The 22,306-nt window shown below is 76.1% G+C and carries 20 protein-coding genes and 1 riboswitch; of the genes, 8 read left to right on the forward strand and 12 right to left on the reverse strand.

The window, feature by feature from the left end; all coding sequences use genetic code 11:
• Nucleotides 1–19 precede the first annotated feature (19 nt).
• Entirely contained in the window at nt 20–295 is a 276-nt protein-coding gene (locus H2O74_RS12915) for a hypothetical protein (protein ID WP_182111950.1), read from the reverse strand.
• 23 nt (nt 296–318) lie between these two features.
• On the opposite strand from H2O74_RS12915, the gene H2O74_RS12920 reads away from it, so the two are divergent.
• Nucleotides 319–1,536 (forward strand): NAD(P)/FAD-dependent oxidoreductase, encoded by a 1,218-nt coding sequence (locus H2O74_RS12920; RefSeq protein WP_255491626.1) that lies wholly within the window; start codon nt 319–321, stop codon nt 1,534–1,536.
• A 41-nt stretch (nt 1,537–1,577) separates the two neighbouring features.
• Here the strand turns inward: H2O74_RS12920 and purH are convergent, their stop codons facing one another.
• Both purH and purN read right to left on the reverse strand, forming a co-directional pair.
• Nucleotides 1,578–3,215, reverse strand: a complete 1,638-nt coding sequence (gene purH, locus H2O74_RS12925; RefSeq protein ID WP_182111951.1) for a bifunctional phosphoribosylaminoimidazolecarboxamide formyltransferase/IMP cyclohydrolase — start codon at nt 3,213–3,215, stop codon at nt 1,578–1,580.
• Between the two features lie 56 nt (nt 3,216–3,271).
• A riboswitch (ZMP/ZTP riboswitch) is annotated at nt 3,272–3,359 on the reverse strand.
• 24 nt (nt 3,360–3,383) lie between these two features.
• The gene (purN, locus tag H2O74_RS12930; protein WP_182111952.1) at nt 3,384–4,016 is read right to left on the reverse strand and encodes a phosphoribosylglycinamide formyltransferase; all 633 of its coding nucleotides are present in this window, start codon (nt 4,014–4,016) and stop codon (nt 3,384–3,386) included.
• Nucleotides 4,017–4,130: 114 nt separating this feature from the next.
• On the opposite strand from purN, the gene H2O74_RS12935 reads away from it, so the two are divergent.
• Nucleotides 4,131–4,631, forward strand: a complete 501-nt coding sequence (locus tag H2O74_RS12935; RefSeq protein ID WP_182111953.1) for a hypothetical protein — start codon at nt 4,131–4,133, stop codon at nt 4,629–4,631.
• An 18-nt stretch (nt 4,632–4,649) separates the two neighbouring features.
• Here H2O74_RS12935 and H2O74_RS12940 read toward each other — a convergent pair whose 3' ends face one another.
• The 3 genes from H2O74_RS12940 to sucC all read right to left on the reverse strand — a co-directional run bounded on the left by H2O74_RS12940 (nt 4,650) and on the right by sucC (nt 8,307).
• The gene (locus H2O74_RS12940; protein WP_182111954.1) at nt 4,650–6,131 is read right to left on the reverse strand and encodes a DUF6350 family protein; all 1,482 of its coding nucleotides are present in this window, start codon (nt 6,129–6,131) and stop codon (nt 4,650–4,652) included.
• 70 nt (nt 6,132–6,201) lie between these two features.
• Nucleotides 6,202–7,092, reverse strand: coding sequence for a succinate--CoA ligase subunit alpha (sucD, locus tag H2O74_RS12945; RefSeq protein ID WP_182111955.1), 891 nt, complete (start codon nt 7,090–7,092; stop codon nt 6,202–6,204).
• Between the two features lie 42 nt (nt 7,093–7,134).
• Nucleotides 7,135–8,307 (reverse strand): ADP-forming succinate--CoA ligase subunit beta, encoded by a 1,173-nt coding sequence (gene sucC, locus H2O74_RS12950; protein WP_182111956.1) that lies wholly within the window; start codon nt 8,305–8,307, stop codon nt 7,135–7,137.
• Between the two features lie 171 nt (nt 8,308–8,478).
• Between sucC and H2O74_RS12955 the strand changes: the two genes are divergently transcribed.
• The 3 genes from H2O74_RS12955 to H2O74_RS12965 all read left to right on the forward strand — a co-directional run bounded on the left by H2O74_RS12955 (nt 8,479) and on the right by H2O74_RS12965 (nt 10,206).
• Entirely contained in the window at nt 8,479–8,874 is a 396-nt protein-coding gene (locus H2O74_RS12955) for a hypothetical protein (protein ID WP_182111957.1), read from the forward strand.
• Between the two features lie 70 nt (nt 8,875–8,944).
• Complete coding sequence (locus H2O74_RS12960) at nt 8,945–9,583, forward strand: hypothetical protein (protein WP_182111958.1); 639 nt, start codon at nt 8,945–8,947, stop codon at nt 9,581–9,583.
• Complete coding sequence (locus H2O74_RS12965; protein ID WP_182111959.1) at nt 9,580–10,206, forward strand: OmpA family protein; 627 nt, start codon at nt 9,580–9,582, stop codon at nt 10,204–10,206. Before H2O74_RS12960 ends, H2O74_RS12965 begins: the two co-directional genes overlap by 4 nt.
• Nucleotides 10,207–10,601: 395 nt before the next feature.
• Here H2O74_RS12965 and pcrA read toward each other — a convergent pair whose 3' ends face one another.
• From pcrA to H2O74_RS12985, 4 genes are all read right to left on the reverse strand, one after another.
• A complete protein-coding gene (pcrA, locus tag H2O74_RS12970; protein ID WP_182111960.1) occupies nt 10,602–13,121 on the reverse strand; it encodes a DNA helicase PcrA in 2,520 nt (839 codons plus the stop codon).
• Nucleotides 13,122–13,176: 55 nt separating this feature from the next.
• On the reverse strand, nt 13,177–14,748 hold the full coding sequence (locus H2O74_RS12975; RefSeq protein ID WP_182111961.1) for a methyl-accepting chemotaxis protein: 1,572 nt from the start codon (nt 14,746–14,748) through the stop codon (nt 13,177–13,179).
• A gap of 91 nt (nt 14,749–14,839) precedes the next feature.
• Nucleotides 14,840–15,517 (reverse strand): response regulator transcription factor, encoded by a 678-nt coding sequence (locus tag H2O74_RS12980; RefSeq protein ID WP_182111962.1) that lies wholly within the window; start codon nt 15,515–15,517, stop codon nt 14,840–14,842.
• On the reverse strand, nt 15,514–16,797 hold the full coding sequence (locus H2O74_RS12985; protein WP_370525755.1) for a PspC domain-containing protein: 1,284 nt from the start codon (nt 16,795–16,797) through the stop codon (nt 15,514–15,516). The genes H2O74_RS12980 and H2O74_RS12985 overlap by 4 nt, the downstream gene beginning before the upstream one ends.
• Before the next feature lie 180 nt (nt 16,798–16,977).
• Here H2O74_RS12985 and H2O74_RS12990 point away from each other — a divergent pair, with 180 nt between their 5' ends.
• Together H2O74_RS12990 and H2O74_RS16715 are read left to right on the forward strand one after the other, a co-directional pair.
• Nucleotides 16,978–18,513, forward strand: a complete 1,536-nt coding sequence (locus tag H2O74_RS12990; RefSeq protein ID WP_182111963.1) for a PspC domain-containing protein — start codon at nt 16,978–16,980, stop codon at nt 18,511–18,513.
• The gene (locus H2O74_RS16715; RefSeq protein ID WP_255491627.1) at nt 18,510–18,995 is read left to right on the forward strand and encodes a hypothetical protein; all 486 of its coding nucleotides are present in this window, start codon (nt 18,510–18,512) and stop codon (nt 18,993–18,995) included. Before H2O74_RS12990 ends, H2O74_RS16715 begins: the two co-directional genes overlap by 4 nt.
• Nucleotides 18,996–19,070: 75 nt before the next feature.
• Here H2O74_RS16715 and H2O74_RS13000 read toward each other — a convergent pair whose 3' ends face one another.
• Both H2O74_RS13000 and H2O74_RS13005 read right to left on the reverse strand, forming a co-directional pair.
• A complete protein-coding gene (locus H2O74_RS13000) occupies nt 19,071–19,520 on the reverse strand; it encodes an aromatic ring-opening dioxygenase LigA (protein ID WP_182111964.1) in 450 nt (149 codons plus the stop codon).
• Between the two features lie 71 nt (nt 19,521–19,591).
• A complete protein-coding gene (locus tag H2O74_RS13005; protein ID WP_182111965.1) occupies nt 19,592–20,758 on the reverse strand; it encodes a glycosyltransferase family 4 protein in 1,167 nt (388 codons plus the stop codon).
• Nucleotides 20,759–20,851: 93 nt separating this feature from the next.
• Between H2O74_RS13005 and H2O74_RS13010 the strand changes: the two genes are divergently transcribed.
• Nucleotides 20,852–22,306: a GGDEF domain-containing protein gene (locus H2O74_RS13010; protein WP_182111966.1), complete on the forward strand. Its 1,455-nt coding sequence runs from the start codon at nt 20,852–20,854 to the stop codon at nt 22,304–22,306.

Consider the following 22,306-nt stretch of genomic DNA (forward strand, 5'->3'; position numbering starts at 1 on the left):
CCGCCGGAGCGCGGGCCCGTCAGACGCCCGGGGTGAGCATGAAGGTGGCGATGCCCGCGGCGAGGGCCAGCAGGATCGTCGCGTCGACCCACGCGGTGCGCACCGCGAGGCCCTCGGGGCGGCGCCCGCGGCCGATCAGGCGCGCGATGGCCGCGACGACCAGCGTGCTGACGAGCACGGCCGCACCGTCGAACGCCCCGCGCGCCACGGTGACGAGCACCGTGACCACCAGCGCCGCGACGACGAGCCACAGGGCCGGCGCCCGGTGGCGCTCGACCTCGGGCTGGGGGTTCACGCCCGGGAGACTACCGTGGGCGCGTGCGCGTCTCCTCGGTCCTGGTCGTCGGCGCGGGCCTCGCGGGTGCCATGGCTGTCACGGCCCTGCGCGACCAGGGCTTCGCCGGGGACGTCACCCTGCTCGGCGCCGAGGGGCTCGAGCCCTACGACCGCCCGCCGCTGTCCAAGGAGCTGCTCACCCGCACCGCGCCCGCCTGGCTGCGGGACGAGGTGGGCGCCGACCTCGCGGGCGCCGACATCGCGCTCGCCGAGCCGGCCACGGGGCTCGCGGTGCACGACGACGGCGTCACGCTCACCACGGCCGCGCGCGAGCTGCGCGCCGACGCCGCGGTCCTCGCCACCGGCGCGCAGGCCGTCAGCCGTCCCGGCTGGGAGGGCGCGCTGACGCTGCACACGGCTGTCGACGCCGAGGCCCTGCGCGCCGCGGTGCGCCCGGGCGCACGCCTCGTCGTCGTCGGCGCGGGCTGGATCGGCGCCGAGGTGGCGGGCGTCGCGGCCGGGGCCGGTGCGCACGTCACGGTCGTCGAGGCGGCCGACGCGCCGCTCGAGGCCGCCCTGGGCGAGGTGGGCGCCCTGACGACCGCCTGGTACGCGGCGGCCGGGGTCCGGCTGCTGCTGGGGACGCGCGTCGACGAGGTGCGGGCGGACGCCGTCGTGCTCGAGGACGGGCGCACCGTGCCGGCCGACGTCGTGCTCGTCGCCGTGGGCGCCAGGCCGCGCACGGGCTGGCTCGGGGACGCGCTGCCCGTGGCGCCCGACGGCGCGCTCGTGGTGGACGAGCGGTACCGCGTCGTGCGCGCCGACGGCCCGCTGCACCACGTCGTCGCGGTCGGCGACGTCGCCCGGCGCCGCTCGCCCCGCCACGGCTGGGTGTCCGGTGGTCACTGGGACGGCGCCCTGCGGGGCCCGGCCGCGGCGGTGCGCACGCTGCTCGGGGTGCCCGCGGGGCCCGTCGACGACCCGGCGCCGTACGTCTTCTCGACCCAGCTCGGTCACGAGCTGGCCCTCTACGGGCACCCGCTGCCCACGGACGACGTCGTCCTGCGACGCGGCGACGACGGCTTCACCGCGCTCTGGTTCCGCCCCGGCTCGTCCGAGCTCGGCGCCGTGCTCGCCGTGGACCGCCCGCGGGACGTCGCGACGGCCCGCCGCCTCTTCACCGGGCCCGCGCTCCCCCGGCTCGACCGCGACGCTGCCGCCGACGACGCGCGACCCCTCAAGGCGGCGGCGCTCGCCTGAGGCGAGAGCCGCCGCCGTCGCGCAGTGCGGTCAGCGCAGGCTCAGTGCGCGAAGTGCCGCGTGCCCGTGAGGTAGAGCGTCACCCCGGCCGCCGCGGCCGCCGCGACGACCTCCGCGTCGCGCACCGAGCCGCCCGGCTGCACCACCGCCCGGACCCCCGCGTCGAGGAGGACCTGCAGCCCGTCCGCGAACGGGAAGAAGGCGTCGGAGGCGGCGACCGCGCCGCGGGCGCGCTCGGCGCCGCCCGTGTTCGCGCGCTCGACGGCGAGCCGGCAGGAGTCCACGCGGTTGACCTGCCCCATCCCGACGCCGACCGAGGCCCCGTCCCGGGCGAGCAGGATCGCGTTGGACTTCACGGCGCGGACCGCCCGCCACGCGAAGGCGAGGTCGGCGAGGGTCGCGTCGTCGGCGGGCCGCCCCGCCGCCAGCGTCCAGGCGGCCGGGTCGTCGCCACCGCCCTCGACGACGGCGTCCACGCGGTCGGCGGTCTGCAGCAGGACGCCCCCCGTGACCGGGCGCATCTCGACCGGAGCGGTGTTGGCCGGACCGGCGACCCGCAGGAGGCGCACGTTCTTCTTGCGCGTCAGCACCTCGAGGGCGGCCGGCTCGAAGTCCGGGGCGAGGACGACCTCGGTGAACACCGGCGAGAGCTGCTCGGCCATCGCCGCCGTGACCGTGCGGTTGGCCGCGACGACGCCGCCGTACGCGGACACGGGGTCGCACGCGTGGGCCTTGGCGTGCGCCTCGGCGACGTCGGGCCCGACGGCGATCCCGCACGGGTTGGCGTGCTTGATGATCGCGACGGCGGGCTCGGCGTGGTCGTGGGCCGCGCGCCAGGCGGCGTCCGCGTCGACGTAGTTGTTGTAGCTCATCTCCTTGCCGTGCAGCTGCTCGGCCTGCGCGAGTCCGGGGGCGGCCGGGTTCACGTAGAGCGCCGCCCGCTGGTGCGGGTTCTCGCCGTAGCGCAGCACCGCCGACCGCTCCCAGGTCGCGCCCGCGAACGCGCCGAAGCCGGACTCGGCGCCGACGGCGTCGGGCGCGTACGCGCTCGCGAACCACGAGGCGACGGCGACGTCGTACGCGGCCGTGTGCGCGAAGGCCGCGCCCGCGAGCGCCCGCCGCTCCGCGAGGGTGAAGCCGCCGGCCCCGAGCGCCGCGACGACCTCGCCGTAGCGCGCCGGGTCGACGACGACGGCGACGCTCGGGTGGTTCTTGGCGGCCGCCCGCACCATCGACGGGCCGCCGATGTCGATCTGCTCGACGACGTCGTCGGGCGCCGCGCCCGAGGCCACGGTCGCCGCGAACGGGTAGAGGTTGCCGACCATGAGGTCGAAGCCGGCCACGTCGAGCTCCGCGAGCTGCGCCACGTGCTCGGGCCGGCGCGTGTCCGCGAGCAGGCCGGCGTGCACGCGCGGGTGCAGCGTCTTGACCCGGCCGTCGAGGCACTCGGGGAAGCCGGTAACCTCCTCGACCCGCGTGACCGGCACGCCGGCGGCCGCGATCGTCGACGCGGTGGAGCCGGTCGAGACGATCTCGACGCCGGCGTCGTGCAGCGCGGTGGCCAGCTCGGCCAGTCCGGTCTTGTCGTAGACGCTCACGAGCGCGCGGCGCAGGGGGCGGCGGGTGGCCTCGGCCGTGGGGTCGGCGACGGGCTCGAGGGGCGTGAGGTGGGCGCTCATGCGCGGTTCTCCCGGGTCGGTGCGGTGCGGCACCCCAGGGGGTGACGCTCATCGGACCCAGGCACCCAGGCGGGCGGTGCGCTGCAGGGGACTTCGGCCGCTCCCCGGTGGTGCTCCACCTGGTCGCCAGTCACGGCCGGGGCCGATGCTACCGCGCGGACGGGCCGGTCAGCCGAGGCGGACCCGGCGCCCCTCCACCGCGAGGCCGGAGCGCGCGGCGCGCCCGACGACGTCGACCAGCAGGGCGCGCTCGACCGCCTTGATGCGCTCGTGCAGCGAGGCCTCGTCGTCGTCCTCGGCGACCTCGACGGCGCGCTGGGCGATGATCGGGCCGGTGTCGACGCCGGCGTCCACCAGGTGCACCGTGCACCCCGTGACCCGGACCCCGTGCGCGAGCGCGTCCCGCACGCCGTGCGCGCCGGGGAACGCGGGGAGCAGCGCCGGGTGCGTGTTGATGACCCGGCCCCCGAAGCGGTCGAGGAAGGGCGCCCCGAGGATGCGCATGAACCCGGCGCTGACCACCCACGCGGGCTCGAAGACGCCGACGGCGTGCGCCATCCCGCGGTCCCAGGACTCGCGGTCGGGGAAGTCCCGCGGCGCCACGACGGCCGTCGCGACGCCCGCGGCCCGCGCGATCTCGAGCCCGCCGATCCCGTCGCGGTCGCTCACCACGCCCACCACCCGTCCCCCGAAGCCGGGGTCGCGGTGCGCCTCGAGCAGCGCCGCGAGGTTGCTGCCGCCCCCGGAGACGAGGACGACGATGCGGGAACCGGGCGGGACGACGTCGGGAGTGGCGCGCACGGCGCGACCCTAGCGGTGGTCGGCCGCCCGGAGCAGGGGCGGCCGGTGGGAGACTGGCGCCAGCCGCTCCCGCGGCCGCCCCGCGACACCGGTGAGAGGACGAGGAGCCGCACGATGACGTCCCCACCCGACGCCCGCGTCAGGCCACCGGAGCGCCCCGCCGCGCCCGAGCAGCCGAGGCAGCCCGCGGGCGCCCCTCCCCCCGGCCGCGTGCCGCCGCGGCCGCCGGACCCCGAGGCAGCCCGCGCGGCCAGCCGCCGGGTGACGCACTTCGGCCTGCTGCTGCTGGCGACCCTGGTCGTCACCTCGCTGCCGCTGCCCTGGCAGGCCGCGGCCGTCGGGTTCGCCGTCGCGGCGGTCGTGGTCGGGATCCGCGCCCTCATGGCCGTCTGGCGGGCGGGGCTGCGCGGCGCGGTCGTGCCGCTGCTCGGGCTCGGCATCGGCTTCTCCGCGGTGATGGTGCTCTCGCTCGGGACGATGCTCGCGCTGTGGCCGCTGCAGGTCGAGCTCGAGCAGTGCCGCCGCGACGCCCTGACGATCTCGGCGCAGGACCGGTGCCAGGCCGAGTACGAGCAGTCCCTGCGCGACGTGCTGGAGCGCGCGGCCACGCCCTGAGCCGCGTCGGCGGCCCGCTCAGCGCTCCGCGGGACCGCCCGCCGGTGCGGCGTCGTCGGTGCCCGCTCCCGCGCCGGCGCCTCCCGCCGTGAGGTCCACGTCGGCGCGACCCCGCAGGCGCGCCCACCCCTGCCCGCACGCCCGGCGAGCGGCGGCGCGGACGGTGGGGTCCGTCGGTACCGCGACGACGAACGCCCCGAGGAGCGCACCGCCCAGGACCCATGCCGCCACGGCACCCGGTGCGGCACCCACGACCGCGAGCCGGCCGGGCCCGATGGCGCCGCCCCCGAGGGCGCTCAGCGCGGCGCACGCGAGCGACGTCGTCAGGCCCGCGGCCAGGACGGCGACGAAGGGGTCCCGCGCGCGGACGACCACGAGGCGACGGCGCACGAGCAGCCCGGCCACGGCACCGGCCACCACCAGCACCAGCGGCGCCCAGGCCAGGGGCCCGCCGCTCTCGACCGGCAGCGCCCCCAGGACGGGCAGGGCGGGCAGCGGGCCGGCGACCACCGTGCTCGGCGCGTAGAGCGTGCCGGCGCCCACCGCGAAGCCCGGGCCGGCCAGCCAGCCGAGGGCCCAGACGGCCAGGTTCGGCGCGACGGCCGTCTGCGCCACGGCGAGCAGCAGGCCGCCGAACGTGTCGACCCCGAGCCCCGCCACGACGTCTCCCGCGGCCGCACGCCCGGAGAGGACCCAGAACGCCGCCAGCAGCGCGGCGGCGCCCAGGAGCAGCGCGGCGCCGGCCGTGCCCGCGACGACACCGCTGCGCACGGGATGGGGCACGCGCGACCACCAGCGCTGGGTCGCCGCGCGCACCCGGCGGGGACGGGCGGTGCCCGCGCCGAGCCCGAGGGCCGCGACGGCGGCCGTGCCCACCGCCAGCCGCAGGACGGCGCCGAGGCCTGCACCGAGCGGACCGCTGGGGCCCGCGAGCAGGAGGACGACGAGCACGACCGCCGCGTAGCCGCCGATCCCGGCGAGCCACGCGGACACCGTGCGGTGGCTCGAGCGGCGCGCCGACGCGTAGCCGCAGAACAGGGCCAGGGCGGTGATGCCCAGGGGCACGAGCGTCACCGGCGTGCCCCCGGCGACGACCACCCCACCGTGGCCCATGAGCCAGAACGCGGCACCGACGGCCGCCGAGCGGGTCCAGGCGATGCCGTCGACGGCCGGGTCGGCGGACGTCGCGACGTAGGCCGCGAGGGCCGGCATCACGACCGCGAGCAGGGACAGCAGCGCCCCCTGGACACCGGCGAGGAACCCGGAGACCCAGCGCGGCGCGCCCTGGCCCTGGGCCCGTGCGCCGGAGGTCAGCCTCCGGACGCCGGCCGCGGCCCGCGCGGTGGCCGTGCTCCGCGCGGGGGTCGGCCGCGCGGGTGCCGTGGTCGCCGCCGACGCAGCCGGCGAGGCTCCGCCCTGCGGGACGTGCGAGCCACGCGCGGCCGGTGCCCCCGGGCGCGCACCTGCGGTGCGCGGGCGCGGGGCGGGAGGACGGCTCACTGCTCCATGGTCGCTGACGCACGCCCGCCCCCGGGGACGGGGGCGGGCGTGTCGGGCGGGGTCCGCGTGGTCAGGCGGACAGGATCTGGCGCATCAGCTCGGCCGTCGCGCTGGGCGTGCGGCCCACACGCACACCGGCGGCCTCGAGGGCCTCCTGCTTCGCCTGCGCGGTGCCGGACGAGCCGGACACGATGGCGCCGGCGTGGCCCATGGTCTTGCCCTCCGGCGCGGTGAAGCCCGCGACGTAGCCGACGACCGGCTTGGTCACGTGCTCCTTGATGAACGCGGCCGCGCGCTCCTCGGCGTCGCCGCCGATCTCGCCGATCATGACGATGGCCTCGGTCTCGGGGTCCGCCTCGAACGCCGCGAGGGCGTCGATGTGCGTGGTGCCGATGATGGGGTCGCCGCCGATGCCGATCGCCGTCGAGAACCCGAAGTCCCGCAGCTCGTACATCATCTGGTAGGTCAGCGTGCCGGACTTCGACACGAGGCCGATCTTGCCCGGTCCCGTGATGTCCGCCGGGATGATCCCGACGTTCGACTTCCCGGGGCTGATGAGGCCCGGGCAGTTCGGGCCGATGAGGCGGACGCCCTTGGCCTGCGCGGCCGTGAAGAACTCGGCCGTGTCCGCGACCGGCACGCCCTCGGTGATGATGACGACGAGCGGCACGCCCGCGTCGACGGCCTCGAGGACCGCGGCCTTGGTGTGGGCGGGTGGCACGAAGATGACCGACACGTCCGCGCCGGTGGCCTCGACGGCCTCGCGCACGCTGCCGAAGACCGGCACCGAGGTCGTGCCCTCCCCGACCGTGAAGTCGACGCTCGTGCCCGCCTTGCGCGGGTTCACGCCGCCGACGACGGCGGTGCCCGACGCCAGCATGCGCGTCGTGTGCTTCTGGCCCTCGGAGCCCGTCATGCCCTGGACGATGACCTTGGAGGTCTCAGTCAGGAAGATCGCCATGAATCTCTCTCGTCTCTTCGCTGGTTCGGCTTCGGGGGGCGCTCAGGCGGCGGCGTGGGCGAGCTCGGCCGCCTTGTCGGCGCCGCCGTCCATCGTCTCGGCGAGCGTGACCAGGGGGTGCGCGGCCTCGGCGAGGATGCGCCGGCCCTCGACGACGTTGTTGCCGTCGAGGCGCACGACGAGCGGCTTGGTGGCCGCGTCGCCGAGGATCTCGAGCGCGGACACGATGCCGTTGGCCACGGCGTCGCACGCCGTGATGCCGCCGAACACGTTGACGAACACCGACTTGACCTGCGGGTCCGACAGGATGATGTCGAGGCCGGCGGCCATGACCTCGGCCGACGCGCCGCCGCCGATGTCCAGGAAGTTGGCGGGCTTGACGCCGCCGTGGCCCTCGCCGGCGTAGGCGACGACGTCCAGGGTGCTCATGACGAGCCCGGCACCGTTGCCGATGATCCCGACCTCGCCGTCGAGCTTGACGTAGTTGAGGTCCGACTCCTTGGCGCGCGCCTCGAGCGGGTCAGCGGCGGCCGCGTCCTCGAGCTCGGCGTGCTCCGGGTGGCGGAACGCGGCGTTGCCGTCGAGCGTCACCTTGCCGTCGAGCGCGACGATCGCGCCGTCCTTCGTGCGGACCAGCGGGTTGACCTCGACGAGCGTCGCGTCCTCCTCCGCGTACACGGTCCACAGCTTCTGGATGACCTCGGCGACCTGCGGCGCGACGTCGGCCGCGAAGCCGGCAGCGGCGACGATCTCGGCCGCCTTGGCCTCGTCGATGCCGACGATCGGGTCGACCGCGACGCGCGCCAGCGCCTCGGGGCGCTCGACGGCGAGCTGCTCGATCTCCATGCCGCCCTCGACGCTGGCCATGGCGAGGTAGCGGCGCTCGGCCCGGTCCAGCAGCACGGAGAAGTAGTACTCCTCCGCGATCTGCGCGCCCTGCGCGACCATGAGCGTGCGCACGACGTGGCCCTTGATGTCGAGGCCGAGGATCTCCTCGGCGCGCTGCGCCGCCTCGTCGGGCGAGTGCGCGAGCTTGACGCCCCCCGCCTTGCCGCGCCCGCCGGTCTTGACCTGCGCCTTGACGACCACGGTTCCGCCGCCGAGCTGCTCCGCGGCGGCGCGGGCCTCCTCGGGGGTCCGGGCGACGACGCCGCCCAGCACGGGGACGCCGTGCTTCTCGAAGACATCGCGTGCCTGGTACTCGAACAGGTCCACCCTGCTCCACCTTCCGTCGTCGTGTGCGCGGGCCCTCAGGGTGCGCGTCCGGCGGCCCGGCCGCGCCCACGCGTGGCCGCCCGGCCGATCGTAGTCGCGCCGGAGAGGTCTCTTCACATCGAGAGATCGTCGCTACCCTCGGTGCCACGGGCACGAGCGACGAGGGGACGCATGTCACAGAGCACCAGGCCGCCGCTGGGCGGCCGACCCGCCACCGGCCGCGACGTCGCCCTCGCGGTCGCGGGCATCGGCGGCTCGGCCGTCGTCGTCTTCTTCCTCGCCCTCTTCGTCACGCGCGGCGACGCCCGCGTCGCCGTGGGCTGCGCGGCACTCCTCCTGGTCGTCGGGGGCGGCAGCTACGCCTGGGGCGCCGTCGACCGGGCCCGGCGTCGGCGCCGGGCGCTGGCCGAGTACGGGTCGTTCGAGGGCGCGCTCGCCCGGCTCGACGTGGCGCAGGTCCGCGCGGTCCGCGAGCGCGACGGGGAGGTGGCCGCCGTGCGGGACGTGCGCCGGCAGCTGCCCCACCTCAGCCTGCCCGAGGCCGTGGAGATCGCCCGCGACGCGTGAGCCGGTCCTCGGGTGGCGCACGTCACAGGGTCGGCTACGCTCGCGCGCACCCCCGACCCTTGGAGCCTGCATGCGTCTGCGACCCGCCCACGCCCTGACCGTCCTGACCGCCCTCGCCCTCGCGGGGTGCACGGCGGGCGGTGGTGACGACGCGGAGAAGGCACCGGAGACCGAGGAGACGGCCTCGCCGCAGGAGACGGTCGAGGAGCTCGAGTCCGCGGCCGGCGAGGAGGAGCCCGTCGCCATCGAGCCGCTGTCCGTGATCGCCACTCGCGCCACGTCCGACGGGGACGTCTCGGCCGAGGTCGATCTCAACGCGGTGACGGTGAGCGGCGACGTCATGACGGTGCTGTTCACCGTCCGCAACCTCTCCGACGGGAAGTGGCAGCTCTCGCACTTCTTCGACGACGGCTCGGCCCACGCACCCCTCGCCGACGGCGACACGGAGACCGGGTCGGCCGACCCGGACCTCGGCTTCACGACCGACGGCGTCACGGTCGTGGACACGGCGAACGGCCTCCTGCACCGCGCCGCCTACGACGACACGGGGACCTGCGCCTGCAGCAGCGGCCTGTCGAGCAAGTTCGTCGGCGGCGGTGAGCAGATGGTCCTCACCACGGCCTTCACGGCGCCGCCGGAGGACGTCACGCACGTCACCGTGCAGATCCCCGGCGTCGGCTCGTTCGACGACGTCGAGCTCACGCGGTGAGCGGTCCGCTCCGCGTCCGGCGCGCTCCGCTGGTCGGCGTCGGCCTGGCCGTCGTCCTCGTCTCCGGCGCCACGCCGTCGCCCCCGGAGGGCGGCCCGGGCCTGGTGGCCCTGCCGCCCGGCACGGCCACGGTCGACGTCGGGCCCGTCTCGCCGCTCACGGAAGGCGTGGCCCCCCTGCAGGGCAGCGTGAGCCCGCTCATCACCCGCACCGCGAGCGTGGACGGCGCGCTGGGCCGCGACCAGGCGCTCGAGACGGAGCGGTGGACCCTCGCGTCGGACGTCTACTTCGACGTCGACTCCGCGGTGCTGACCCCGCGCGCGCAGGAGGACCTCGCCCAGGTGGCGGCGGCGCTCGCCGACGCGCAGGTGGTGTCCGTCACGATCGTGGGCCACACCGACTCGGTCGCCTCCGACGCGTACAACGAGGGGCTCTCGCGCGACCGGGCCGCGTCCGTGCAGCAGGTGCTCGCCGGCATCCTTCCCGGCGTGGAGCTCGCCGTCGAGGGCCGGGGCGAGCGCGAGCCCGTCGCGGAGGAGACCGGCACGCCGGAGCAGGTGGCGCAGGCGCGGGCGCTCAACCGCCGCGTCGAGATCGACGTCGTCCTGGCGGACCAGGGCTGACCCCAGGCCGCCCACGCCGCGTCGGCGGAGTCGACGTCGGCGTGGGCACCCGGGGCGCCTGCCGCCCTCACCCCGCCCCGAGCACGTCCGTTCCCACCGAGCACGTCCGCCGCAGAGGACGTGCTCGGTCGGAACGGACGTAGTCAGCCGAGACGGACGCCCGCAGGGCCGCCGCTGGGCGGAGGCGCGGCCGGCGGCCGACGGCGGCCTGCGTCTGCGGAGTCAACGTCGGCGGGGTGACCTCGACGGGCACCTGGGGCGCCTGCCGCCCTCACCCCGCCCCGAGCACGTCCGTTCCCACCGAGCACGTCCGCCGCAGAGGACGTGCTCAGTCGGAACGGACGTAGTGAGCCGAGACGGACGTGCTCGGTCGGGATCGGCGGCGCCGGGCTGCGTCAGAGCTTGGTCACCGGGGAGTAGCGCAGGAGCAGGCGCTTGACGCCGCTGCCACCGAAGTCGATCTTGGCGACCGCGTTCGGCCCCGACCCCTCGACGGTGACGACCGTCCCGAGGCCGTAGGAGTCGTGCGTGACCTTGTCCCCCACCACGAGGCTCGGCGCCTCGCCCCGCGGCGCGCCCTTGCCGAAGCTCGGGGACGACGGCGGCGAGGGCGGGACCCGCCGGGTCGAGACCCTGCCGCTGCCGATGACGGCGCCGCCGTCGTCGTCGGACCGGCGACCGCGCCCGCCCCACGCCGACGCGCCGCTCCCCCAGCCGCTGCCCCCCGCCCGCAGGGCCGCCATGCTCGACTCCTTGCGGCGCCAGTCGACCAGGTCCTCCGGGACGTCGTCGAGGAACCGGCTCGCGGGGAACTCGTTGGGCACGCCCCAGGCGGTGCGGACGGCGGCGCGCGAGACGTAGAGCCGCTGCCGGGCCCGGGTGAGCCCGACGTACGCGAGCCGGCGCTCCTCCTCGAGCTGGTCCGGGTCCGCCAGCGAGCGCATGTGCGGGAAGGTGCCGTCCTCCCAGCCGGTGACGAACACGACGGGGAACTCCAGGCCCTTCGCGGTGTGCAGGGTCATGAGCGTGACCACGCCCTGCCCGGGCCCGCCGTCGCCGTCGCCGTCGTCGGCCGGGATCTGGTCCGAGTCCGCGACGAGCGAGACGCGCTCGAGGAAGTCGGCGAGGTCGCCCTCCGGCTCGGCCTGCTCGAACTCGGTCGCGACGGCGTGCAGCTCGGCGAGGTTCTCGACCCGCGACTGGTCCTGCGGGTCCTCGCTCGCCCGCAGCTCCGCGAGGTAGCCCGTGCGGTCGAGCACCGCGCCCAGCACCTCCGCCGGCCCGGCGGTCGCGGCCAGCGCGCGCAGGTCGGCCATCATCTCGGCGAACGCCCGCAGGCCGGTGACCGCGCGGGTGCCCAGGCCCGGCGCCTCGTCGGCACGCTCCAGCGCCGCCCCGAACGAGATGCGCTCCCGCTCGGCGAAGGCCGCGAGCATGGCCTCGGAGCGGTCGCCCAGGCCGCGCTTGGGGACGTTGAGGACGCGACGCACGTTGACGTCGTCGTCCGGGTTGGCCAGCGCCCGCAGGTAGGCGACGGCGTCCTTGATCTCGCGGCGCTCGTAGAACCGGGTGCCGCCGACGACCTTGTAGGGCAGGCCGACGCGGATCAGCACCTCCTCGAGGGCGCGCGACTGCGCGTTGGTCCGGTAGAAGACCGCCACGTCGCCCGGGCGCACGCCGTCGGAGTCGCCGAGCCGGTCGATCTCCTCGGCGACGAACCGCGCCTCCTCGTGCTCGTTGTCCGCGACGTAGCCCACGATCTGAGGCCCCGCGCCCGAGTCCGTCCACAGCCGCTTGGGCTTGCGGCCAGGATTGCGCGAGATCACCGCGTTCGCGGCCGAGAGGATCGTCTGGGTGGAGCGGTAGTTCTGCTCGAGCAGGATCGTGCGCGCGTCCGGGTAGTCCGCCTCGAACTCGAGGATGTTGCGGATCGTCGCGCCGCGGAAGGCGTAGATGGACTGGTCGGCGTCGCCCACGACCGTCAGCTCGCCCGGCCCGAGGCCGGCCGACGGCCGGCTGAGCTCGCGGACCAGCACGTACTGCGCGTGGTTCGTGTCCTGGTACTCGTCGACGAGGATCTGCCGGAACCGCCGCCGGTAGTGCTCCGCGATCTCCGGGTGGCCCTGCAGCAGCTGCACGGTGCGCATGATGAGGTCGTCGAAGTCGAGCGCGTGCGCCTGGCGCAGCCGCTCCTGGTAGCGCGAGTAGACCGCCGCGAGCGCCTCGTCGAACTGGTTGGCCTCGCCCGACGCCGCGCCGGACGACGCGGCGTACGTCGCCGGGTCGACCAGCTCGTCCTTGAGGTTGGAGATCTTGCCCGCGAGCGCCTTGGCCGGGTGCTTCTTGGGGTCCAGGTCGAGCTCGCGCGCGACCATCGTGATGAGCCGCTGCGAGTCCGCCGAGTCGTAGATCGAGAAGGACGAGCGCAGCCCCAGCGCCGCGTGCTCCTTGCGCAGGATCCGCACGCACGCGGAGTGGAAGGTCGAGACCCACATCGAGCGCGCCGCGGGGCCCACCAGCTGCTCGACGCGCTCGCGCATCTCGGCCGCGGCCTTGTTGGTGAACGTGATCGCGAGGATCTCCGAGGGCCGCGCGCGCCGGGTCGCGAGCTGGTGCGCGATGCGGTGCGTGAGCACGCGCGTCTTGCCCGAGCCGGCGCCGGCCACGATCAGCAGGGGCGTCCCGGTGTGCAGCACCGCCTCCCGCTGCTCGGGGTTCATCCCCACGAGCAGCGCGTCCGCACGCTCCTGGTCCACCCCGCGGTCGTGGGGTCGGCCACCGTCGCCCGAGGGGCGGGCGCCGTCGTCGGACGCCGACGGCGCGGCGTCGTCCTCGCGCGGGGGGACGACGCGCGGCAGCGCGGTCTCGGAGCGGTGCAGGCCGGGCAGCGGCAGGTCGGAGAAGAGGGTGTTCATCGCCCCTCCAGCGTAGGCGCGACCACCCACAGCCCGGGCACCGTCCGGCGGGTCGTCAGACGGTGACGTGCTCGCGCAGGCGGCGTGAGGTCGCGGCGAGGTCGCGCGCGGCGTCGCGGATCGCGTCGAGCTCGCTCGACGTGCGCCGGGACGACGCGTCGACCGCGTCGAGCTCGTCGGCGATGCCGCGGCCGCCGTCGGCCGCCTGCGCGACGCCGGCCGCCATGGCCGCCGTGGTCGCCGTCTGCTCCTCGACGGCGCCGGCGATGGTCGTCTGGAACTCGCTGATCCGCGCGATGATCACGCCGATCCGCGTGATCTCGTCCGCGGCACGGGTGACAGCACCCTGGATCGAGTCGACCTGCGAGGAGATGTCGCCGGTGGCCCGCGCCGTCTCGCGCGCGAGCTCCTTGACCTCACCCGCGACCACGGCGAAACCCTTGCCGGCGTCGCCGGCGCGCGCCGCCTCGATCGTCGCGTTGAGCGCGAGGAGGTTCGTCTGCTCCGCGATCGCCGTGATGACCTTCACGACGGAGCCGATCTGCGTGGACGACGCGCCGAGCGCCTCGACCGTGCCCTTCGTCGCGTCCGCCGCCTGGACCGCCTCCTCCGCGATCCTGGCGACCGCGTGCGCGTTGCGCGCGATCTCCCCGATCGACGCGCCCATCTGGTGGGTCCCGGCGGCGACGGCGTCGATCCCCGTGCTGACCTCCTGCGCGGTGCGGCTCACCGAGGCGGTGCGCCGCGTCGTGCGCTCGGCCTCCACCGCCAGGCCGTCGCTCGTCGCGACGAGCTGGGCGGCCGCCTCGTCCAGGCGGCCGACGGCCTCGCCCACCCCGTCGGCCACGGCGGCGGAGCGGTCCAGCGCGCCGTTGAGCGCGGTCGCGAGCTGCTCGAGCTCGGTGCGACCGCGGCCCACCGGCAGCCGGGTGGTGACGTCCCCGCTGCTCAGCAGCTCGGTCGCCTGCCGGATCGGGCGCACGACGGAGCGCCCGATGACCAGCGCGATGCCGCCGGCGACGAGCACGACGAGCGCGCCGCTGAGCAGGAGCCGCCCCGCCTCCTGGAGCGCCACCGCCCGGACGTCGTCGACGTACACGCCCGAGCCGATGACCCAGCCCCAGGGCTCGTACCCGACGACGTAGGACACCTTCGGCTGCGGGTCCTCGGCGCCCGGCTTGGGCCACTGGTAGTGGACGAAGCCCGAGCCCTCGGCCTGGACGACCTCGACCATCTCGACGAACAGGTGCTTGCCGTCCGGGTCCGCGTTCTCGGTGAGGTCCGTGCCGTCGAGCTCGGGCTTCATCGGGTGCATGACCATGGTCGGGTGCATGTCGTTGATCCAGAAGTACTCCTCGCCGGAGTACCGCAGCGTGCTGACCGCGCGCACGGCGGCGTCCTGCGCCTCCTCCGTGGACAGGTCACCCGCCTCCGCGAGGGCGCCGTGGTGCGCGAGGACCCCGAGGGCGGTCTCCACGACCGTGCGCGTCGCGGCCTGCCGCTCCGCCATGATCCGACGTTCCACCTGGGCCGAGGCCACCGCGACCAGCACGCCCAGGCCCAGGGCCAGCACGAGGACCATGACGGCGAGCCGCGCGGTCACGGACAGGGAGGACAGACGCTTCACGGCGGACTCCAACGCTCGGGTGCGGTCCCATCGGCGCCGCGAGCCCGCGGATGAGGCCTACGTCACACCCGGTGCGTGACCACCGGCCGTCTCAGAGCAGGCGACGCGCGGCGGCCCACCGCGTGAGCTCGTGCCGGGACGAGAGCTGGAGCTTGCGCAGCACCGCGGAGACGTGGCTCTCGACGGTCTTGATCGAGATGAACAGCTCCGAGGCGACCTCGCGGTAGCTGTAGCCCCGCGCGATGAGGCGCATCACCTCCCGCTCGCGGGCACTGAGCCGGTCGAGCTCGTCGTCCCCGGTGGCGACGTCGCCCGCCGCCGCGCCGAAGGCGTCCAGGACGAACCCCGCGAGCCGCGGCGAGAAGACGGCGTCGCCCCCCGCGACGCGCCGCACGGCGTCGCACAGGTCCGGCCCCGAGATCGCCTTGGTGACGTAGCCGCGCGCGCCGGCGCGGATCACGGCCACGACGTCCTCCGCCGCGTCGGAGACCGACAGGGCGAGGAACCGCGTCGTGGGCAGCAGGTCCGCGCACGCCGTGATGACCTCGGCCCCGCCGCCGCCCATGCCTCCCGGCAGGTGCACGTCGAGGACGACGACGGGCGGGCGCAGCGCACGGACCGTGGCCACCGCGCCGTCGACGTCGTCCGCCTCACCGACCACGCGGATCGACCCGTCGAGGGACGCCTTGACCCCCGCCCGGAACATCAGGTGGTCGTCGACCAGGACGACGTCGAGCGGGGTCGCGCCCGTGGTTGCGGCGCTGGTCATGGCTTCTCCTCCTCCGTCGGCAGGCACAGGTGCACCTCGGTGCCCCGTCCCGGCCGGCTCTGCACGGTGGCGGTGCCGCCCCTGCGGTGCACCCGCCCGATGATCGACTCCCGCACGCCGAAGCGGTCGGCCGGCACCTCCGCCAGCTCGAAGCCGTCCCCGTGGTCGCGCACGAACACCTCGACCGTGCCTCCGCCCACCTCGAGGTACAGCGACACCGGTGGACGGCCGTGCACGACGGCGTTGACGAGCGCCTCGCGCGTCGCCTGCAGCAGGGCGTCCGTGGCGTCGTCGGGCACCACGTCGCCGACGACGACGGTCTCGATGGTCGCGCCCCGGCCGTCCTCGATCTCGCCGACGAGCTGCTTGAGGTCCGCGGCCAGCGAGGTGCCCGGCACGCGGCGGTCGTCGTAGAGCCACGCGCGCAGCTCGCGCTCCTGCGCACGGGCCAGACGGGCGACGTCGTCGGGCTGGTCGGCGCGAGCCCGGATCAGCGCGAGCGTCTGCAGGACGGAGTCGTGGAGGTGGGCCGCGATGTCGGCGCGCTCGGACTCGCGCGCGCGGGCGGCGCGCTCGTCGCCCAGCTCGCGCACGAGGCGCAGGCCCCAGGGGGCCAGCACGACGGCGGCGCCGGTGAGCACCGCGAGCGCCGCGACGGCCGAGCGCACGAGCGCGTCCATCGGCTCGTCCTGCCCGACGAGCAGGAAGACGCCGGCGCCCGCGAGCACCGTGCCGCCGAGGAGCCGGACCACGCTCACGCGCCCCCGCCCGCCCGTGCGGGACAGGGCACGGTCGCGCTGCAGCGCGTCGAGCTGGCTCCAGGCGAGGGCGGTGCCGCCCAGCAGGATCAGCGTCGGGAGCACCCACGTCTGGTCCACGGCCGCGCCGGACCGCATCGCGATGAGGAGGCCGGCCGCGCCGAGCAGCAGCACGCCGACGCCGATGTCCGTGAGCGGGACGCGCCGGCCCGGCGCGCTCAGCCGTGGCGCGAGCCGCGACATCACCGCGGGGCGCTCCTCGGCGGCCGCGATGGCGGGGTCCCCGCCCGGGACGGTCACCCAGAACCACACGTAGAGCAGGGCACCCGCCCCCGCGAACGGGACCAGCAGCACCATGACGGCGCGCACCGCCGCGACCGGCACCTCCAGGTGGGCCGCCAGGCCGGCGCACACGCCGCCCACGACGCGCCCGCGCGGCGGGCGGCGCAGCGGGAGCCGCGTGCGCGCCGGCGTGCCGGCGGCCACCGGCCCCCGCGGTCCCGGGAACGTGCTCGTGGTCACGGGAGCATCGTCACACGTCCGACGCCGCCACCGGGACGGCTGACGGCGCCGCACCGAGGTCCCCGGGTCAGGTTCCGGGTCCGCGCACCCGCCCGCTCAGGGTCGGGCCGTCAGGGTTCAGGGTCCGGTCAGGGCTGGCCCCGATACCCGCGGGCCGCGCGACGGACGAGCATGGCTGCCATGGACGAGAAGCACGATCCCACCGCACGACCTCCGGGCGCCGAGAGCTCGCCGCCGCCGCCGCCCCCGCCCACCGGTGCGCCGCCCAGCACCGGGCTGGACTCGTTCTTCGACAGCGTCCGGCGCCTCGGCGTGGTCCGCACGCAGGACCGGTGGATCGGTGGCGTCGCCGGGGGCCTCGCCGCCCGGTTCGGCATCGACCCGCTGGTCACGCGCGGCCTGCTCGCCGTGGGCGTGCTGCTGGGCGGCCTCGGGCTCGTCGTGTACGCGATCGGCTGGCTGCTCCTGCCGGAGCAGTCGGACGGCCGGATCCACCTCCAGCAGCTCTTCCGCGGTGACGTGGACGCCGCCGTGGTCGGCGGGATCGCGATGCTCGTCGCCGGCCTGTCCGCGAGCGACGGCTGGGGTGCCGGCCCGTGGTGGGGCTTCGACCTCGGCTGGTGGCACCCGCTGCTGTGGGTGAGCGCCGTCGCGATCGTCGTGGTCCTCGTGGTCACGGGCGCGAACCGTGCCGGTCCCCGCCCCACCCCACCCGCGGGGCCTGCCGGCACCCGCCGTACCGAAGGACCGGTGACGACCTTGTACCCGAACGCGCCCTCCCCGACGTCGCCGCCGTACCCGACCGGGTCGTACCCGACCGCGCCGTACCCGACGGAGCCGTACCCGACCGCGCCGTACGCGACGACGTCGACCACCGAGCGCCCGATCACCGACGACGCGACGGCCGCGTACCCGGCATGCGGGCCCTCGACCACGGCGTACCCGACGGCCGGGCCCTCGACCACGGCGTACCCGACCGCCGCGAGCCCTGCGTCCTCCCCGGCCGCCGTGCCGTACGCCGCGCCCGTGGCGACCCGGCGGCGCCCGCAGGGGCCGGGTCCCGCCACGCTCGCCCTGGTGGCCGCGCTCGCCCTCCTCGTCTTCGCAGGCCTGCTCTACGCGAGCCGGGTGGGCACCTTCACCGGTCCGGTCCTCCTGACGTCCGGCGCCGTCGCCGTGACCCTCCTGGGGGTCGCGATCATCGTGGCCGGGCTCCGCGGCCGGCGCGCCGGTGGCCTCGGCGGGCTCGCCGTCCTCCTGACGATCGTGCTGCTGCCGGCCGGGACCTTCGCGAGCTCGAGGGACGACGGCGGGACCGACTGGAGCTGGGAGGGCCGCGACGGCACCGCGGTCGGCAGTGTGGACCGGACGCCGACGTCGGTGGCCGAGGCCGAGGCCGGCTACTCCGTCGGCGCGGGCGACGTGAGGCTCGACCTCACCGAGCTGCCGCTCGAGGAGGGCGAGACCGTCGTCGTACCGATCGAGGTCGCCGCCGGGGACGTGAGGGTGGTGGTGCCGCAGGGCGCGACCGTCGAGGCCGAGGTCCTGGTCCTCGCCGGCCAGGTCTACTGGTTCGGGGACAAGGTCTACGACGGCATGGGGGCCGCCAGCGAGCGCACGTACCGGTCCGACGAGGTCACGGCCGGCACCGAGCCCGTCCTGCGCCTCGAGATCGACCTGGCCGCCGGCCGCGTCGAGGTCGGTGACGGCCGATGAGCGCCGAGGACCAGCACCCCGCCGACCCGCCGCACGAGGCGGGCGAGCCGCAGCCGACCACGCAGACCCCGGAGGACACCGTGGACGAGACCACCGAGCACCCCACCGCGAGCACGAACCCCACCGACGCCACCGGCCGCGCGAGCGACGAGTCGCACGTCGACGAGCCGGCCGCCCAGGAGCGGGTCGCGCACGAGCCGGCCGCGACGCCGTGGCTGCCCGGGGAGGAGGTCGCGCGCGAGCCCGTCGCCACGCCGCCGGCCGAGACGACGCTGGTCGGGGCGCCGGTGGTCGAGGCGGACGGGATCCGCGTCGGGACAGTCGTGTGGGGCCTGGTCGTCGCGGCCGTGGGGCTCGGCCTCGTCGCGTTCGCCTCCGGGGTCTGGTTCGACCTGGAGCTGGCGCTGATCATCCTGGTCGCCGCCGCCGGCGTGGCCCTGCTCGTCGGGTCGCTCCTGACGGGGCGCCGCCGCCGAGGCTGACCGTCGGGCTGACCCTCGGGCCGACATGGCGAAGGCCGCACCGGGTCCGGTGCGGCCTTCGCCATGCGGACTCTGTCAGGCGGCAGGACCCGTCGGCCGCACGATCTGCGCACCGGCCGGAGCCAGGGCACGCAGGGCGTAGCCGATGAGCAGGAAGAGCAGGCCCATGCCCGCCGCGAAGGCCGCCACGCCGAAGGCGATGACGGAGGTGAAGAGCGAGCTGCGCAGGAACGACGCGTTCATCATCGTGACGCGCACCGGGTCGTCCTGCTCGAGCTCGGCGTAGGTCTTGCCGTCGGACGCGGCAAGCGCGTGGGTGTTGATGATGTCGGCCTGGTAGTAGGCGTCCAGGGGGCCGTCGACGAGCTCGCCCCCGAACATCTGGGCGTCGTCGGCGACGGTGATGTTCTCGTCGACGAGCTGGGTGCGGACCATCACCCACGTGGCCGCTCCGGCGACGATGAGGACGACGCCCGCGATCATGGAGAGAAGGCCGACGACACGGACCGGCTTGGTGCTGGACATGGTGACACCTCTCGGGAGCAGTGCCGCACCGGCGGACCGGCACGCGGGGCCGTTCGCCGCGGCTCCGCTCCCTACTGTGCCAAAGGACCGGGCGCCCGACCGGGGGACACGGCCCCCGCGAGGACGCGGGCGCGGGCGTACTCGGCCTCCGCGGCCGCGAGCGTCGTCGGCCAGTCGAACCGGGGACGCCGTCGCACCGCGTTCTCGCGCAACCTGCCGAGGAGGCCACGGTCCCGGGCCAGCGACACGAGAGCGCGGGCCATGGCGGCGTCGTCGTCCACGAGCAGGCCGTCCTCGCCGTCGGTGACGAACTCGGCGATGCCCGTCCCGCGCCGGGCGAGCACGACGAGGCCGGCGGTCCGGGCCTCGAGCGCCGCGATGCCGAACGCCTCGAGCGCGGCGGGGGCCAGGAAGACGTCGGCGTCCGCGTAGGCGGCACGCACCTCCTCGCGCGGCACCCGGCCGCGCAGCGTCACGACGTCGGCCAGGTCGCGCCGCTCGATGCTGCGCTGCATCGCCGCGCGGCGCGGGCCGTCGCCCAGGACGTCGACCCGCAGCGCGCCGGCCGGCAGCTGCATCGTGGCGTCCTCCACGACGCCGATCAGGGCTCCCCCGCGCTTGCGCGGGGCGAGGCGCATCGTGGCGACGCACCGCACGGGGCCCCCGACCGGGCCGCCCCCGGCGGCGGCCGCCGGCGCCCAGCGCTCGAGGTCCATCCCGTTGGGGACGACGGCGACCGGCGCGCCGAAGGCGTCGCGGACCCGCTCGGCGGCGGCCGAGCTCACGGCCGAGAGCGCCACGGGTGCCTGCGCCCACCGGCTGCGCCGCACGGCCGCGCCCAGCAGCGGCACGGCGCCGTCGAGCATGCAGTGCCAGGTGATCGCGAGCGGGCTGCCGTGGGCCAGGGCCACGCGCGCCCCGTCGAACGCGAAGGGCGACACGACGCCCGCGTGCACGTGGACGACGTCGGGCCGGTGGTCGTCGAGGAGCGCGCGCACGCGCGGCGGCGCCGCCGGGTTCACGGGCAGGTCGAAGGGCATCCGGGCCCCGAGGCGGTGGACCACCACGCCGTCGTCGTCGTGGGCGACCCCGCCCCGCTCCCCGGCGGGCCCGGGCGTCGCGGTCAGGACGTGCACCTCGTGCCCGGCCGCGACCTGGGCGCGCGCGAGGTCGCGGACCTGCGACTCGATCCCGCCGGTGCGGGGCGCGTAGCAGTCGGACACGTGGAAGATGCGCACAATGGGCAGGCTAGCCCCGGCCGGTGTCGCGAGGGGCCGCGCGACGTCCACCCGGTTCCCTCCCGTCCCGCCCGCACCTGCCGATAGGACGACATGGGTACCCGGCCGATCCACGTGCACGCGGGGTTCGCCGGGCTCACCGGCCTGCTGTCCGTGGTCGCGCTCGTCTCGGGCCCCGCGGTCGGGCTCACGGCCGTGGTCCTGTCCGGGCTCGTCCCCGCCGCGCTCTTGGCGTGGCTGCTCGTGCGGCGCCGGGTCCAGGACCCGACGATGTGGTGGTTCGCCCTCGCGGCCCTGGTGCTCCTCGCGCTGCACAACGTCGAGTCCCTGCGCCAGGTGGGCCTGGCCGGTCGGCCCGCCGCCACCGGCCTGCTCTCGCTCGCGACGCTCCCGCTCGGGTACGCCGCACTGCTCGTCGCCGCCCTGCTCATCACGTCCCGCTACGCCCGCACCGACGTCGGCGGCATCGTCGACGCCGTCCTCATCGCGCTCTCCGGCGCGAGCCTGGTGTGGGTCACGGCGCTGAGCCCGGCGCTGACCAGGCTCGACGCGACCGCGGGGACGAGGACCTACAACGTCGTCGTGGTCCTCATCGTGTCCGGTATCGCGGGCGCGGTCGTCCGGGCGGTCATGACCTCGCGTCAGGCCCGGCCGACGCTGTCCTACCTGCTCGTCGCCGTCCTGGCGACCCTGGTCGGCAACGCCGCGCTCCTCCTGACGACGGACCCCGTCACGGGCGCCACGGCGCGGTGGGTCGAGGTGCTCTGGATCATCGGCTACGTCGCGGTGGCGGCGGGCGCGGCCCACCCGGCGCACGCCCACCTGGTGGCCCCGAGCACGCCCCGGGACGGCCGGCTCACGACGGCCCGGCTCGTGCTGCTCGGCGCCGTGCTGGCCCTCAACCCCGTCCTGGCGGGCATCACGGCCCTGCAGGGGCGGGCGGACGTGCTGCTGCTGGTCGCGGCGTCGCTGCTCGTCGTCCCCCTCGCGATGCTGCGCGTCGGGCAGCTCGCCCGGCTCCACGCGGCGGCCGAGGCGCGGCTCGCACGCCTCGCGACGCACGACGACCTCACGGACCTGCCCAACCGGCGCGCCATCGACGACCACCTGGAGGCGGTGCTGGGGCGCGTCGCCGACCGCCGTGCCGCGGGCGCCGTCGTGCTCTTCGTCGACCTGGACGACTTCAAGCTCGTCAACGACCGGCACGGCCACCGCCTCGGCGACGCGCTGCTGGTGACCGTGGCGCAGCGCCTGCGCGCCGCCGTCCGGGCGGGCGACCTGGTCGGGCGCTTCGGCGGCGACGAGTTCGTCGTCGTGCTCGAGGGCGAGCCGGACCTCGTGCGGCCCGAGGCCGAGGCCAGGATCGACGCCGCGCTCGACGCCCCCGTGCACCTCGGCGACGTCGTGACCTCCGCGGGCGCGAGCCTGGGCGCTGCCGAGGTGAGGCCGGGCGACCGGGTCACGGCCGAGCAGCTGCTCTCCGTCGCGGACGCCCGGATGTACGCGCGCAAGCGCGGGCGTCAGGCCGCGGAGGCGCCGCGGGGGTAG

Origin of the sequence: Actinotalea sp. JY-7876, assembly GCF_014042015.1 — a bacterium.
In the GTDB taxonomy this organism is placed as follows: domain Bacteria; phylum Actinomycetota; class Actinomycetes; order Actinomycetales; family Cellulomonadaceae; genus Actinotalea.

Coding starts and splice junctions, on each gene's coding strand:
- purH (WP_182111951.1), bottom strand. CDS start 3,215: ATGAGCGCCCACCTCACGCCCCTCGAGCCCGTCGCCGACCCCACGGCC.
- H2O74_RS12935 (WP_182111953.1), top strand. CDS start 4,131: ATGACGTCCCCACCCGACGCCCGCGTCAGGCCACCGGAGCGCCCCGCC.
- sucD (WP_182111955.1), bottom strand. CDS start 7,092: ATGGCGATCTTCCTGACTGAGACCTCCAAGGTCATCGTCCAGGGCATG.
- H2O74_RS12955 (WP_182111957.1), top strand. CDS start 8,479: ATGTCACAGAGCACCAGGCCGCCGCTGGGCGGCCGACCCGCCACCGGC.
- H2O74_RS12960 (WP_182111958.1), top strand. CDS start 8,945: ATGCGTCTGCGACCCGCCCACGCCCTGACCGTCCTGACCGCCCTCGCC.
- pcrA (WP_182111960.1), bottom strand. CDS start 13,121: ATGAACACCCTCTTCTCCGACCTGCCGCTGCCCGGCCTGCACCGCTCC.
- H2O74_RS12980 (WP_182111962.1), bottom strand. CDS start 15,517: ATGACCAGCGCCGCAACCACGGGCGCGACCCCGCTCGACGTCGTCCTG.
- H2O74_RS12990 (WP_182111963.1), top strand. CDS start 16,978: ATGGACGAGAAGCACGATCCCACCGCACGACCTCCGGGCGCCGAGAGC.
- H2O74_RS16715 (WP_255491627.1), top strand. CDS start 18,510: ATGAGCGCCGAGGACCAGCACCCCGCCGACCCGCCGCACGAGGCGGGC.
- H2O74_RS13000 (WP_182111964.1), bottom strand. CDS start 19,520: ATGTCCAGCACCAAGCCGGTCCGTGTCGTCGGCCTTCTCTCCATGATC.
- H2O74_RS13010 (WP_182111966.1), top strand. CDS start 20,852: ATGGGTACCCGGCCGATCCACGTGCACGCGGGGTTCGCCGGGCTCACC.